14 protein-coding genes are annotated in these 12,772 nt (G+C 67.4%); all 14 read right to left on the bottom strand.

Annotated elements, in window-relative coordinates; translation table 11 throughout:
- Nucleotides 1-16 precede the first annotated feature (16 nt).
- On the bottom strand, nt 17-1,387 hold the full coding sequence (locus tag DD542_RS19215; RefSeq protein ID WP_127806732.1) for an integrating conjugative element protein: 1,371 nt from the start codon (nt 1,385-1,387) through the stop codon (nt 17-19).
- Between the two features lie 30 nt (nt 1,388-1,417).
- The gene (locus DD542_RS19210; RefSeq protein WP_127806731.1) at nt 1,418-2,749 is read right to left on the bottom strand and encodes a TraU family protein; all 1,332 of its coding nucleotides are present in this window, start codon (nt 2,747-2,749) and stop codon (nt 1,418-1,420) included.
- A gap of 13 nt (nt 2,750-2,762) precedes the next feature.
- Complete coding sequence (locus DD542_RS19205; protein ID WP_164868437.1) at nt 2,763-3,239, bottom strand: TIGR03757 family integrating conjugative element protein; 477 nt, start codon at nt 3,237-3,239, stop codon at nt 2,763-2,765.
- Nucleotide 3,240: 1 nt separating this feature from the next.
- Nucleotides 3,241-3,774: a hypothetical protein gene (locus tag DD542_RS19200; protein WP_127806729.1), complete on the bottom strand. Its 534-nt coding sequence runs from the start codon at nt 3,772-3,774 to the stop codon at nt 3,241-3,243.
- A 1-nt stretch (nt 3,775) separates the two neighbouring features.
- The gene (locus DD542_RS19195) at nt 3,776-4,033 is read right to left on the bottom strand and encodes a hypothetical protein (RefSeq protein WP_127806728.1); all 258 of its coding nucleotides are present in this window, start codon (nt 4,031-4,033) and stop codon (nt 3,776-3,778) included.
- 17 nt (nt 4,034-4,050) lie between these two features.
- Complete coding sequence (locus tag DD542_RS19190) at nt 4,051-7,035, bottom strand: conjugative transfer ATPase (RefSeq protein WP_241559602.1); 2,985 nt, start codon at nt 7,033-7,035, stop codon at nt 4,051-4,053.
- Nucleotides 7,036-7,091: 56 nt separating this feature from the next.
- A complete protein-coding gene (locus DD542_RS19185; protein WP_241559601.1) occupies nt 7,092-7,595 on the bottom strand; it encodes a TIGR03751 family conjugal transfer lipoprotein in 504 nt (167 codons plus the stop codon).
- Nucleotides 7,582-9,024, bottom strand: a complete 1,443-nt coding sequence (locus DD542_RS19180) for a TIGR03752 family integrating conjugative element protein (RefSeq protein ID WP_127806727.1) — start codon at nt 9,022-9,024, stop codon at nt 7,582-7,584. Before DD542_RS19180 ends, DD542_RS19185 begins: the two co-directional genes overlap by 14 nt.
- 15 nt (nt 9,025-9,039) lie before the next feature.
- Nucleotides 9,040-10,173, bottom strand: coding sequence for a TIGR03749 family integrating conjugative element protein (locus DD542_RS19175; RefSeq protein WP_241559600.1), 1,134 nt, complete (start codon nt 10,171-10,173; stop codon nt 9,040-9,042).
- A 53-nt stretch (nt 10,174-10,226) separates the two neighbouring features.
- Complete coding sequence (locus DD542_RS19170; protein ID WP_127806726.1) at nt 10,227-11,036, bottom strand: PFL_4703 family integrating conjugative element protein; 810 nt, start codon at nt 11,034-11,036, stop codon at nt 10,227-10,229.
- A 23-nt stretch (nt 11,037-11,059) separates the two neighbouring features.
- Nucleotides 11,060-11,557, bottom strand: coding sequence for a TIGR03750 family conjugal transfer protein (locus tag DD542_RS19165; protein ID WP_127806725.1), 498 nt, complete (start codon nt 11,555-11,557; stop codon nt 11,060-11,062).
- 48 nt (nt 11,558-11,605) lie between these two features.
- On the bottom strand, nt 11,606-12,028 hold the full coding sequence (locus DD542_RS19160; protein WP_127806724.1) for a TIGR03745 family integrating conjugative element membrane protein: 423 nt from the start codon (nt 12,026-12,028) through the stop codon (nt 11,606-11,608).
- A gap of 72 nt (nt 12,029-12,100) precedes the next feature.
- A complete protein-coding gene (locus DD542_RS19155) occupies nt 12,101-12,334 on the bottom strand; it encodes a TIGR03758 family integrating conjugative element protein (RefSeq protein WP_133156644.1) in 234 nt (77 codons plus the stop codon).
- A 34-nt stretch (nt 12,335-12,368) separates the two neighbouring features.
- On the bottom strand, nt 12,369-12,728 hold the full coding sequence (locus DD542_RS19150; RefSeq protein ID WP_241559599.1) for an RAQPRD family integrative conjugative element protein: 360 nt from the start codon (nt 12,726-12,728) through the stop codon (nt 12,369-12,371).
- Between the last annotated feature and the right edge of the window lie 44 nt (nt 12,729-12,772).

Here is a 12,772-nt window from a genome sequence, read left to right as displayed (position 1 = left end):
TCATGGGGACCTCGGCTCAAGGGGTGGATCGCACGCGGCCGGCATCGAGCGGCGCGGGATCGGCACGGCCCGCGGGCGGCACGCGGGTGGCCTGACCATCGCGCTGGGTGCCCGATTCGAGGATGGCCAGGGCGTTGTTGGCGGTGATCTCCTTGCGGATGCGGTGCTCGAACATCAGGTCCTCGATGTGCTGCGTCATGCGCGCCACCTTGGCCTGCATGTCCTGCGAGACCTTGCCCGCTGCCGTGACCTCGGGCAGGCTCATGCCGGTGATCAGCGCGTTGCGCGCGATCAGGGCCTTGTCCACCACCCGCTGCATGCCCAGCTCGTGGGCCAGGCGGCTGGTGGCCAGGGTCCGGTTTTCTGCGGGCATGTTGCGCAGGGCCTGCACGACCTGGGCGTTGACGGTGATGCCGGGAGCGCCGATTTCGGCGAGGGCCGCGCTGGTGGGGATGGTGGTCCCGTTGACGATGGCCTCCAGGCGTGGGCGCACCAGGGCGATCTCTTCCTCCAGCAAGGGTCCCAGACCCGTGGCGGTCGAGGTGGAGGTAGCTGCCGGGCAGTTGGCGATGCCCTCGCACAGGTAGATCTGCTGGTCGCCCAACACCTTGGTGGTGAACACGGCCAGAGCGTCCGAGGTGGGGAACGCGGCCACCATCCGGGCGTCTGCAGGGCCTCCACCGGAGGAACCAGGCTGGCGGTTGAGCGTGACGTTGTAGCCCGCAACCGAGAGGTCGCGCACCGGCCGCAGCGGCTGGGTGCCCACACCACCAGCCCGTTGTCCAAAAATCCAGCTCACGCCGTTGCGGTGGCCTTCCTCCTGTTCGTTGATGGCCCGTTTGGCCTCCACCACGTCTCCGTTGAGCGAAGCGCGCATGCGCCAGGACTCGCCCTTGGCGATGCCCGCCCACTCCTCGTAGGGGTTGTCGCCCTGCTTGATGGCGGCTTCCATCTCCTCGCAGGTCTTCAGTGCGGCGGCGATCATGGCGTCGGCCTTGAGCGAGTAGGTCTGGAACAGCTGGTAGAGACCGGGCTGCGCACGCTCGAAGATGTACATGGGCAGCGCAGCGATGCCGGCGCGGATGGCGTTGGAGAGCGTGTCGCCGAACTGCTCGATGTTGTTCATCAGCGTCTGCCAGGACAGGCCGATGTCGAACTTGCCGCAGGAGTAGTTCAGCCGCAGGTTGGCCGCGAGGCTGAGCTGCAGCGGGATCTGAGAGCGGTAGTTGGCGTTGCCACCGGGCGAGTTGCCGCCGAGCTGGTAGTACAGCGCGCCGCGCGAAGCCTGCGCGCTGGCGGGCGCCGACCAGGTCAGGGCCACCAGGCCGGCCAGAGCAACGCCGGCCAGCAGGGGCCGCACACGAAAACGGAGTCGGTTATGGGTCATGGTGGTTCCAGGAAGAAGTGGGTTCGCGCTTCAGGGGACCGCGAACAGGAAGATTTCGGTGCGGCGCCGGCAGCACTCGTAGCGGGTCCAGAGGTTCCAGACGAAGCTGTTGTTGGGCGTGTTGCGGTAGTCGCCGTATCCGAGCAAGGCCACCGAGTCGTTGGCGCCGAAGGTGTGGCAGCCCGAGGGGTAGGGGTGCACCATGGACCACTTGGGGTCGGCCACTTGGGCAAACCACACGTAGGAGTGCGGGCTCTTGGGTCGCAGGTGCGCATAGATGTGCGGCTGCGAAGGCTTGAGGATGATCTGGGCCGAGCGCTCGGCCAGCACGGCCGAGGCCTTGACCGGGTGCTGCTGGACCAGCTCGCCGATGCGCGGGTACTTGCTGCCCCAGGTGTTGACCAGAGGAAGGTGGGACACTTCCTTGTAGCCTGGGAACCAGGAGCCGACGTAGAGCAGTTCCAGCGGGATCATGCTGCGCCAGAACAGGGAGTCGACGTCGGAGCTGAAGTACACGCCGAAGGCATCGGCCGAGCTGGGACACAGGAAGTCGTTGCCGCCGCCAGCGTCGGCCGCGCCATCGAGCATGCCGCGTAGCTGGCCCAGTTGCTCCTGAAACCCGCCCTGACTGGCCGAGTCCATGCCACCGGAGGCCGCTGGCCCCATGCTGCTCATGTCGGTGCCCAGTCCGCCCATGAGGTTGCCGGCGCCCGTCACGGTGTTCATCAGGGCGCCCGGGTTCGTCAACAGATTGAGCACGCCCTCACCCACCTGCTGCATCAGGCCCACGGGCGCCACCGCCCACTCGGCCAGGATGTCGGGCAGCGTGGAGGGGAAGCTCATCAGCTCGGTGATGCCGGGCACCACCATGCGCGTGCCAGAGTTGTTGATGAGCACGGCCGGATTGCCGATCGCGTCGACTGTTTTCATGGTCACGGGTTCGGCCGCGCCGCGCCGCTTGGCCGACGTGTTGGCAGTTGCATCCAAAGGCCTCCCCAGGATCGAGGCGCCGATGCGGTCGCCGATCCCGGAGACGGCACCGCCCACGTCGCGCCAGGGGTGGATGTACTGGTCGTTGTAAGTGCTGACCACCACATCGGGCATGTAGTGGCTCACGCGGATCGAGGTCTCGACGGTGCAGCCAAAGGGCGTGCAGCGCAGGAAGAAGCACACCCCGGTGACCATGTAGGAGATGCAGCTGGGTGCAGACGCAGCCGTCGCGGCCAGGACCCCCAGCGTGTTGGTGCTCGGTGGCGGCGCGGGCGACTGGGCCCACGCCGGCCGCACCAGCACCAGGGCACACACCAGGCCAGACAGCAGCGCCAGGGCGCCGCGTGTGAGTGGATCAAGCCATCGGGTCAAGGTGGATCTCCCTTCAGCGCTTGGCGGCAGAGGCCCGATGCTGCTGGACCAGTGCCAGGGCCTGCGGCACGTCCGGCACCCCGTAGATCACGTTGGCGCCGTCCACGACGATGGCGGGCAGGCGGTCGATCTTGTAGTGCCTGGCCAGGGCAATGCCGTTGGCGGCGCTTAGCACATGCGGCGTGATCTGTTTCTTGATTTCGGCCTGGTTGGCCTGGAAGTACGCGCGCGCGGCCGCTTCGGTCTTGGGCAGGCGCTGGTTGATCGCCGCTTCGACATTCTTGAGCGCATCGAGCCGGTAGATGACCAGCTGGTAGCGCTGGGATTCACCCCCGGTGATGACCATGGCCGAGTTGGCAAACACCTCGACCTTGGTGATGCCCCGGTAGAGATCGTTGTTGGCGCTCTGTGCCTGGGCAGTGGTGCCCAGCGCCGTGAATGTCACCAGTCCCAGCGCCAGACAGGCACCGACGAGCTTGCGATGCGTCATCTCAGCGCCCCCGGTAGTGCTTCTGGTAGGCCCGCAGCGCCTCGTGCAGCTCGTTCGAGTGGTCAAAGACCGCCACACCATTGATCACGAACGCGGGGTAGTCCAGCAGCTTGTAGCGGAACGTGAGTTCCTTGCCCTCCAGGTACATGGCCTTGAGGTCCTTGGACTCGGCCTCGATCTGGGCCTTGTTCGCTTCGATGTAGGCCGAGATGTTGTGCTGGATCTCGGTGCTCGATGCGCCCGGCGGCAGCTTGGGAATCCTGGGCATCAGGGTCTGCTCGATGTACTGCTGGTGGGCGTACAGACGATAGACCTTCACGGGCACCTTGGCGCCCTGGACATTGCGCACCGGGGTCGGGCGTGCCAGGAACAGCTCGATGCGCTCGACACCGCCGTACAGGTCGGCGACCGCTGCTCTGGACTGCGCCTGGACGATGCCGCTGCCAAGCGCCAGCATCACCAGCAGGATGCAAAGCAGGGCAGAGCGGAAGACACCCGCGCTGAGACCGAACGTGTTGCCCTCTTGATGAGTCATGTCAGTGTCCCCCGGTGTCAAATTCCTGAAGAGCCTTCTCGCGACCTTCCGGGTCCAGATAGTCCCAGCGGTAGGCCACTTCCAGCGCGGCCGCGTGATGCACCTCGGGAATCGCCCTGAGGCGTTCGTCCACCAGTTCGGAGAACAGGCGCTGATAGCGGTCATGAGCGCTGCCACAGTTGCGCGAGGCCTGCGCGGCCAACTGCACACACAGCTCGTTCCAGCGCGCCGCGTTGAAGTTGGTGATTTCCTGGTCCATGGTCCGTCCTTTTTCGATCAGCCGCGCTTGGCGGTCAGTTCGTCGGCCACCAACTGCGCGGCCTGCATCTCGGAGCAGCCGTGCTGATCCATCAGGCGGCGTCGATGGGCTTTTTCGTGGCCCTCGGTCATGGCCAGGGCAATCGGCAGGGCCGGTGGCACGTTGCGAAACAGCGCCTGGTCCGAGGCCGAGATGAGCACGCCCTCGGTGTACTTGGGCGGCTCCTTGCGGGCCGACTCCATGAGGGCGCGCTGTTCGGGGGTGAGACTGCGAAACCGCGCCACCTCCTCGATCTCGGAGCGGTCCATGGTCAGCAGCATCCAGTATTCGCACATCGACAGCACGCGGCTCATGCTGTCGGGGAAGTCCTTCAAGTTCTGCGTGGCCAGCCAGAACCAGATGTTGAGCTTGCGCCACATCTTGGTGCCCTTGGCGATCTTGGGACCCAGCAGCTCGTTGGTAGTGATCAGGTGCCCTTCGTCGGTGAGCATGATCAGGGGCCGGTCCTCGGCCTGCGCCCGCTCGCCGCGCGACTGCACCGAGTCGATCAGGCTGGTGTAGGCCACGGCCAGCGCATCGCTGTAGCCGTCCTGCGTCAGTGTGCCCATCTCCACCAGGGTCACATCGGCATCGGGCCAGTCCACGCCCTCGCGGTTGAACAGCTTGCCGCGCAGACCCTGGGTGAAGCTCATCATGGCCTGACCCATTTCTTCGGCGCGCGCCTGGCGCGCCGGGGAGAGCGTGGCATCGGCATGCATGCCCATGAGGGCGATGGCCACGTCGTGCGTCAGCGGGTGCTTGCGGCCCTCGGCTGCAGAGCGGGTGGCGGCGCGGATGATGGCGTTGGTGATCAGGTATCGGTCGGCGCGGGACATGCGCTCGACCTCCTGCTGCTCGCCACCCGTGATCATCATGATCGCGGCGATCAGCATTTCTCCCAGCAGATCGCGCTTGTCGGTGCCTTCGTCGTCGGCGTCGGCGTCATCACCACCCGCTGCCGAGGTGCCGCGCTCGATGTCGGTCGGCTTCTTGCCTTCGAGCAGGGCATCCAGGCTGGCATCGTCGGGCATGCCGGCGTTCTGGCGGGCCTGCTGCTCGGCCGCGCGGTAGGAGGACATCACGTCCTGGTCGCCCAGCAGCCGGTGAGCGTGGAAGAAGGGTGGAAGGGACACGTCCGCCTCGGTGGTCAGCGTCACGCTGTAGGTCGACAGACCCATGGTCTTGAAGTAGTCCATGAGCAGGGAGAACGACCGACCGGCGTCGGCAATGACCAGGCGAGGGCGGTGCACCGCCATGGTCAGCAAGGCGATGTAGTTCAAGGTCGCGCTCTTGCCCGCGCCTGTGGGTCCGAGCACCAGCATGTGGGCGTTCTTCTTGCGGTCGTGCCGGTTGAGCGGATCGACCCACAGGGGTTCACCGCCCCGGTTCCAGAACCACATGCCCGGGTGCGGCGTGCCGCGCGAGCGCCCGTAGACCGGCAGCAGGGCGGCGATCTGCGAGGCGAAGGTCAAGCGGGTGCGCCGCAGCTGCTTGGCATCGAACGCCGGATCGAAGGCGAAGGGCAGACCCCGGATGAAGCTGTCCAGAGCCACCAGGTCCTGTCGGGCGTCGATGAAGCGCAGGCCAGAAGGCACGAGCTGGGCATTGACCTGCGAGATCACGGCGCCCAGCTCCTCGCGGGTGGGCGCCGTGACGTACAGCGTCATGAGCATCGGATACAGCTTGTCGCCTTCGATCATCCGCTTGAGCACCTGCACGCACTCCTTGTGCGTCTCCATGGCCAGCGGCGTCTGGGCGCGCGAGGCGTCGCGGATGCGGGCGATGTGCTCGTCCAGCCTGTGCTGTGGCTCCACGGTCACGGTGATGGAGAGCATGCAGCCGGCCGGCAGCCGGTCGAAGCGCGCAAAGGCTTCCTTGCCCAGGCTGCGCTCGGCGGTGAAGTGGCCGATGTTCGGGTTGGTGCGCATGCCGTCCAGCGTGAGTGCCTTGACCGGCACGCCATCGAACTCGAACAGGCCCGCCACGGCATCCGAGACGGGTGGGCTCACGCTCAGCAGGTCGGCCATGTCCCACCCGAAAACCGGCGCCGCCTCGCGGCCGTCGGCATCGTGGGCGGGGGACTGATCGCCGGGGTAGGGCAGCTGCTCCAGCAGGTCACCGGTATGGCGGCTGGCCCAGGGCACCTTGCGATTGAAGAAGGGCAGCAGCCACTCGTAGAACTCGCGCGAGCTGCAGCGGCGGGCCTGAACACCGGCTTCCTGCAGCGTGGCCATCAGCGTGACCGAGACCGCCTCGATCTGCGCCTGGGCGGGCGAGGGGTCTTCGGACAGGCGGGTGAAGCGCTTGTAGACCGCGCAGCGCACGCGCCGCTGCTGCCCGCGCCAAGGTTGGCCGCTGACCAGGGTGTCGGTGAACAGGCCCTGCGGGCGAGACACCAGTGCCAGGTGCTTCTCGAACTCCTTGAGCACCGCCTGGGTGTAGGGCGAACCCAGGATGGCATCGCGCCGCTCGGGGTAGCGCTCATGCACCTGGGCGATGTAGTCGCGCAGATAGGTGTTCAGGCCGCTGATGTCCCGGTCGTCGTTGACGAAGAACTGGACAATCCACGGGGTGTCGGTGGACTCGGGCAGCGCCTGCAGGGCCTCCTGCACCTTGCGGGCCTTGTCGATCAGGTAGGCCGGCGCCTGGGCCTCCGTGGGCACCGCACCCAGCTCGAACAGCGCGCCCAGCGTGGTGCCGTCGCCCAGGACGAAGGTTTTCGCATCGGCCTCATAGCTGACATACGGCAGCAGGTCGGTGAACGAAGGCGGACGCTGGGCCATGCCCTGGCGGCGTCCCACGGTCATGGGCTCGCGCGGTGCAGCGTCTTTGGGCTCTTGACGGGCAGCGCTGGGTTTCTTCGGCTCCGTGCCCGCAGCTTCTGCGGCACCAGCACGCCCCTTGGGCATCAGACCCAGGGCCTGGACCACGGACAACAGACCGAGTTTTTGTGTAGCAGCCATGGGCGGCATCCCTCTTGATGGGCGGGTGGATGAAATCGGTGAGGCCGTTCTGTGGCTCAGCGGGCCGGGATGAATCGGTCGCGCGCCTGGCTGTCTTCCTGCTCGATCTCGCCGGGCAGGGCGTACTCCACCGTCTCGTACATGGGAAACACCGTCACGTAGCCGGGCACGGGGTACTTGCCCTTGGCCAGGTGGGGGTAGACCACCATCACCAGGTCGGGGTTGGGCACGCGGGCAAAGCGCTGCTGCGTCGGATTGAGCGGGTCCCAGTACTTGCTCTGACGCGCATCGCGCCCGTCCACCGTGCGGGCGCGGCTGGCCAGGTGCAGGTTGTCGCGGGCCTGCAGGTTCCGACCCTGTGCGCCCTGACCCGACTGCTGGTCGCGGTAGACCTCGGTGACCGTGGGACTGCCCTCGGTGGCGCCGATCAGGGGCGACTCGCGCGGACCTGCGGCCGAACATGCGGCCAGGGCCAGTGGCAGCAGCACCAGCATGCCGAGCAAGGCCGGGCGCGGCGTGCGGTGATGAACGTGGTGGCGTGGGGTGTCATTCGAGACCATGGTTTCCTCCGCGTTGGGCGTTGCTGGTGTTCTGGGCGCGGTGCGCGATCTTTCGGGCGGCGACGGCCTTGTCCAGGCGCAGCTCCTGATCCAGGTGGATGACCACCTCGTGGCCCGATGGGGTGACCACCGCGTCGAAGGAATTCTTCAGGCGCGAAAGCAGCCAGGCCGTGAACTCGTCGGTGGCGCCGCTGACGGCCTGGCCCATGACGTAGCGGCTGGTATCGGTGATCTGGGTGGTGGTCGAGCCCAGGGCGTTCTGGGTGACCAGCTTGGCGGCGTCGGCGTAGGCCTGGCCTGCCACTCCCAGGGTCTTGGCACCGATGATGTCGGTCAGGTAGGCCGGCGCGTTGGTGACGAACTTGCCGACGATGCAGGGGTTGCCGCGCGGGTCGCTGATGAAGCCCAGGTCGCCGCTCGATCCGGCCGCAGCGCCTCGACCGCGCGAGGAAACCGTGCGGATCGTGCCGTCGTTGAACACGAAGGTGGCCGAGCGGATCTTGCCCTCGGAGCAGGACAGCGCCATGTCGCCGATGGCCACACCCGTGAGGATCATGCCGGCGATGTCCTCGGGCAGCTCCCAGCCGTTGGCCGCGAGATTCTCGCGTCCGACGATCAGCTTGAACTGCATCGGATCGGTCACCCGGCCGTCGATGGGCACACGACCGATGATGGCGGTCATGGCCTTGGCACCCACCAGCGTCGAGTTCTCGGGCAGCGTGAAATAGGCCTCGTCCTGTTCCGCCTCGGCGGCACCTGCCGCGCCCCCGGTGGTTGCGCCGCCTGCACCTGCCGGTTCGGCACTTGTGCGGGCACTGGCATTGGTGCGCACATAGCGTGTCGAGGGTGGTCCCTGATTGCGGTTGCGGGTGTCCTCGAAGGCCGCGTAGCCCATGGGCGCCACGGTCTTGTAGGCCACGGCGCCCGGCGCCGCCTCCTGCTCGCCCAGGTTCAGGTCCGCCGTGATGGGCGCTGCGGCACCACCATTGACCGTGCGACCGACCTGCGAACCCGGCGCAGGCCGCGAAGTCGGCAGGGTGGGCAATGCGCCCAGCATCGATTCAGCGGCCTGGCCAGCGGCGTCCACAGTCGCCCCGAACTCCCCGTCTTTCTGGCCAGACCCCGTGATGGGACGCGCTGCGCCGCGCCGGGCAGCTTCCTCTTCGAGCTTCTTGTTGCGCTCGACGATCTCGGCCACTTGCTTGCGCAACTCGGCGTTGCTGGCCACCACCGTGGCCAGGGTTTCGCCCGCGTTGTCGTTGTCAGCCCCTTTGGTGGGTGGCAGCTCGCTGGGCTGGGGCACCGCCTTCATGGGTGCAGCGGGTGCGCTGCCTTGCGAGCCGCTGAACTGCTGGTACAGGATGACCCCCACGATCAGCAGGGAGAGCACGCCCAGGACAGGCAGCAAGGTGTTCTGTTTGATGGCCATGTGCAGTTCCTCGGGTCAGAGACAGGCGTCAAAGGCGCGGTCACAGATCAGGTACAGCGCCGTGGTGTCCGTCTCGCTGCCAGCCGGGCCGATGCGCCCGTGCTGCGCTGTCACCGCCAGCCAGCGCCCACGCAGGTGCTCCAGCGGCAGCTCGAAGGGCTGTGCCGACTTGTTGGTCACGCGAACCGCCGTGACATACAGGCCGGCCGAGCGCCACTGACCCAGCGGCACCGTCTCGACCAGGCCACCACGCACCAGGCCGGGCACGGGCTTGGTGCTGACCTGCACCTCCGAGATGCCCGGCCGGGTGGTGGCCAGGCGACGTGGCGCATACAGCATGCGCGAGGCAAAGCGCGTGAGTTCGACCATGTCCGAAGCTGGTGGGCCGGCCTCGGTGGCCGCTGCAGCGCCGGTAGAGGCCTCGCGGCTACCGGTCCGGTCTAGGAACACCTCCAGCTCGGCGCTGGCGCCCGAGGTCTGGGCGTTGGCCACCAGGTCCAGCGGGATCTGCCGGCCACCGTCGATCAGCTCGGCCACGATACGGATCGGTGCGAAGGGCACCAGCGCGGTGACGTAGATGGTGCGGTCGATGGCCTCCACGCGAGCCACCGACTCGATGTCGGCGGGCACATGCAGGGCGGCTGGGCCGGGCAGCGTGATCAGGCGCTCGCGCTGGACCGGCAGGCCGACCCGCACCGACTGCCGGTTGAAGACCGCCCGCTCCACGCCGGGGCGATCCGACGCAGCAGCGGCGGCGGACGGCGCACCCGCGCGGTTGGCGTTCCTGGCGGCTGGCTTGGCCCTGGAGATGGGCGCGACCTGACCTGACGACGCCGACGTTCCCGAATCGCGGGCCGCAGCGGCCGCGCGCGCGGCCACGCCCTGGGGCATGGGAGCGGGTGAGGCGCCGGCAGCGACCGTGCCGGCCTGTCCCAGGTCCACATCGGCGACCACGGGTGGGGAGGAGGTGCTCGATGCCGGCGCCGGCTTCTGGCCTGCCGCAGGCAGGGCGATCAGCGGTGGCTGGGCCGCAGCAGGCGCGATGTCCTGCACCTGCTGCGCCAGCGTCGGCACGGCTGCGAACACGGCCAGCGCTGCCAAGCTGGCGCGCAGGGCATGGCCCGCAAGGGTCGGGGTGTGATCAGGCATGGGTCGTCCTTTGGGTGGAATGGCCCGCTGCAGCGCAGCGTGGGTATGGCGTTTCATCGGCTCGCTGGCGCTGCGGAGGGGGCGGGCGCGGGCGCGCCAGTCGCGGTGTTTGCGCTGTCGGCAGCGGGCGGTGTCGTGGTCGGCGATGGCGTCACCGCAATCGGTGCCTGGGCGCTGATCGCCGGCAATGCAGCGGGGGTGAGTCCCTGAGCGGCGCCGATGGCGCTGTCCTTGATGTCCAGCCGAGCGGGTGCGGCAGAGCCGAAACAGTCCACAGCCAGCCTGAACGGATTGCGCTCGCGGTCAACGTCGTAGCGCACCACGCGAACGGGATAGCGGATGAAGGCGTCCTTGACCGCCTGGCCCCGGAAAGTTTCGGTCACCTGCATGTCCAGCAACACCGTCCAGGCCGAGGGACCTTCGCCGATCACCCGGTTGTCCTGGAAACCCAGGCCGGGAATCTCGCTGATCTGGCGCGTGCGCTGGTGCAACTCGCCGGCCCGGTTGCGGTTGTCGATGTCGCCCTGCAACTGCGCCTGGCAGCGCGGGGTCAGGTAGGACTGGAAGTCGTAGATCTGCTTGCCGTAGTCCTTGCCGCCATCGCTCTGCCAGCGGTTGATCTGCTGCCAGACGTAGTAGGCGAAGCTGTACACGTTCGGATTCGGCACGGGCGCCACGCCACCGGTGACCGACACGCGCTCCCCGGCGCGCAGGTCCGGGTTGATGTGCAGGTCGATCTGGCGCGGCCTGGCCCACAGCAGTGCCATCCCGACGACGGCCACCAGGCCGATCACCACCAGGGCCCGGAACAGGCGGGCGTTGTGGGCGCGTTCGGCGGCAAGGGCATCAAGGTATCTGGACATGGTGATCAGCTCGTTGTGAAAACTCAGGATTCATGGGGTGTGCGGCCCGGCCGAGCCAGCCGGCGCCAGAGGGAACGGCCGGCCTGCGGGTCCAGGGGGTGACTCAGCGAGAACGGCAGAGAGCGGCCCAGGGACCACTGCCCGTGATGGGTGAGAAACCGGCTCTTGCTCAGGCCCTTGTGCGCAAACCACAGGTGCAGCGCCTGGGTGTAGTAGCCGTCGGGACGACCGCGCTTGAGGTCCTGCAGCTTGGCCGATCCGAACCACAGGGCGGCAATCGGCCCGAAGATGGCGGGCAGAAGCATCAGCTGCCACAGGCCCGTGAACAACAGCAACACCACACCCAGGAGCAAGCAGACGGGGATGGAGATCGCCGCCATCACCTTGGCCTCGGTCACCGTCATGCCGCGAAGCACAGACGGCTCGACGTTGACGCGGTGGGTCAGTGGCACCCGCTCGGGAGCGTCGCTGCGCTCGGCGCTGCGCTGGGTGTCGTCGGACGCCGTCGGTGTGCCGCTCATGACCTGTTCCCTTGCTTGAGCCTGGATGTGCTTTGCTGCGCTGGCCGATCAGGTCTGACCGATCACCTGGAAGGCGTAGGTCACCAGGATCACGAGGAACACCGTGAGGATCATCCCCATGATGAAATACTCCTTGAGGTCGGCGATCTGCGCGCGGCCGGCCGTGTACTCGCGCCACTTGGACAGGGCACCGCCGACCACGTAGAGAAAGCCCAGGGCGACCAGCACCAGGCCCAGGATGGCCATGCCCGCCTTGAAGTAGGCGCTCATTGCACACATCCAGTCGCCAGCGGCGCAGGTGGCGCCGTTCATGTCCGTGCCCGGCGTCGGCATGGTCGGCAGCGCGGCCAGGGCCGGGCTGCACATCACGGCCACGACCGTTGCCAGCGCCCAGCGCTGCAGGCGGTCGCGCAAATGTTGGAACCCTGAGGCAGCGGCCTGCCGGGCGGGTGGGTGTTGACGCTGGGTCATGGGTTTGCTCCTTGAAGAAGTGATGGAGATGAAGGAAGAAAAACCGGTGGATGGGTCAGAACATCACTCGCGTCACCGGAACACCGCGAAGAACAGAACCGCCAGGATCACCATCACCTTCAGCGCCGACCAGGTGGCCGACATCAGCGAGGCGCGCTCTTCCTTGTAGGCGTTGAAGATGGCCAACATGGCCCAGGCGAAGACCAGCAGGATCACGCCGCTGGCAATGAGCTGGACCGTGGTCCGCAGGGCTGTGGGCGAGACACCCGATCCCGCCTCGAATGCCAGACTCATCGTGGGGTCCATGCAGCAGCTCCTGTGAAAAGTGGAGTGGGTGGGCTCACTGGCGGTAGTCGCCACGCAGCGGCGGCACCGGGCGTGGCTGGCGCGGCGCATCCACATGGGAGGTGATGCCCTCGCGCAACTGGCCCAGGTCGCGCAGCAGCCAGTCGTAGCGGAACTTCACCCGCTCGCCCGTGGGAGCGGTCTGTGCGGCTTCGGAGACCATCACTTGCACGCGCTCGATCTCCGAGGCGATGCGCGCCAGGTTCTCGCGCTCGGTGTCGGCGTCGCCCGCCTGGGCGTTGGTGGCGCTCAGCGCCACATAGAGCACGGCGAGCACCCAGCTGCGGCGCACGCGCGTGCCTGGGGTGACCTGCTGGGGTGCTTGGGACGGGAGCATGGAAACAGAGGTGTTCATCGGGACTCCTTGGGGTGAAACAGGGGTGGTCTGCGCGGCGCCGG

This window comes from Hydrogenophaga sp. NH-16, assembly GCF_004006415.1.
In the GTDB taxonomy this organism is placed as follows: Bacteria; Pseudomonadota; Gammaproteobacteria; order Burkholderiales; family Burkholderiaceae_C; genus Hydrogenophaga; species Hydrogenophaga pseudoflava.
Note: the sequence above shows the minus strand (reverse complement) of the source record. Positions and strands in the feature narration are given on the sequence as shown.

Excerpts from the sequence above, each read along its gene's own strand:
- DD542_RS19190 (WP_241559602.1), bottom strand. The coding sequence starts at position 7,035 with ATGGCTGCTACACAAAAACTCGGTCTGTTGTCCGTGGTCCAGGCCCTG.
- DD542_RS19170 (WP_127806726.1), bottom strand. The coding sequence starts at position 11,036 with ATGTCCAGATACCTTGATGCCCTTGCCGCCGAACGCGCCCACAACGCC.
- DD542_RS19215 (WP_127806732.1), bottom strand. The coding sequence starts at position 1,387 with ATGACCCATAACCGACTCCGTTTTCGTGTGCGGCCCCTGCTGGCCGGC.
- DD542_RS19200 (WP_127806729.1), bottom strand. The coding sequence starts at position 3,774 with ATGACTCATCAAGAGGGCAACACGTTCGGTCTCAGCGCGGGTGTCTTC.
- DD542_RS19180 (WP_127806727.1), bottom strand. The coding sequence starts at position 9,024 with ATGGCCATCAAACAGAACACCTTGCTGCCTGTCCTGGGCGTGCTCTCC.
- DD542_RS19160 (WP_127806724.1), bottom strand. The coding sequence starts at position 12,028 with ATGACCCAGCGTCAACACCCACCCGCCCGGCAGGCCGCTGCCTCAGGG.
- DD542_RS19195 (WP_127806728.1), bottom strand. The coding sequence starts at position 4,033 with ATGGACCAGGAAATCACCAACTTCAACGCGGCGCGCTGGAACGAGCTG.
- DD542_RS19205 (WP_164868437.1), bottom strand. The coding sequence starts at position 3,239 with ATGACGCATCGCAAGCTCGTCGGTGCCTGTCTGGCGCTGGGACTGGTG.
- DD542_RS19150 (WP_241559599.1), bottom strand. The coding sequence starts at position 12,728 with ATGAACACCTCTGTTTCCATGCTCCCGTCCCAAGCACCCCAGCAGGTC.
- DD542_RS19155 (WP_133156644.1), bottom strand. The coding sequence starts at position 12,334 with ATGGACCCCACGATGAGTCTGGCATTCGAGGCGGGATCGGGTGTCTCG.
- DD542_RS19165 (WP_127806725.1), bottom strand. The coding sequence starts at position 11,557 with ATGAGCGGCACACCGACGGCGTCCGACGACACCCAGCGCAGCGCCGAG.
- DD542_RS19185 (WP_241559601.1), bottom strand. The coding sequence starts at position 7,595 with ATGGTCTCGAATGACACCCCACGCCACCACGTTCATCACCGCACGCCG.
- DD542_RS19175 (WP_241559600.1), bottom strand. The coding sequence starts at position 10,173 with ATGCCTGATCACACCCCGACCCTTGCGGGCCATGCCCTGCGCGCCAGC.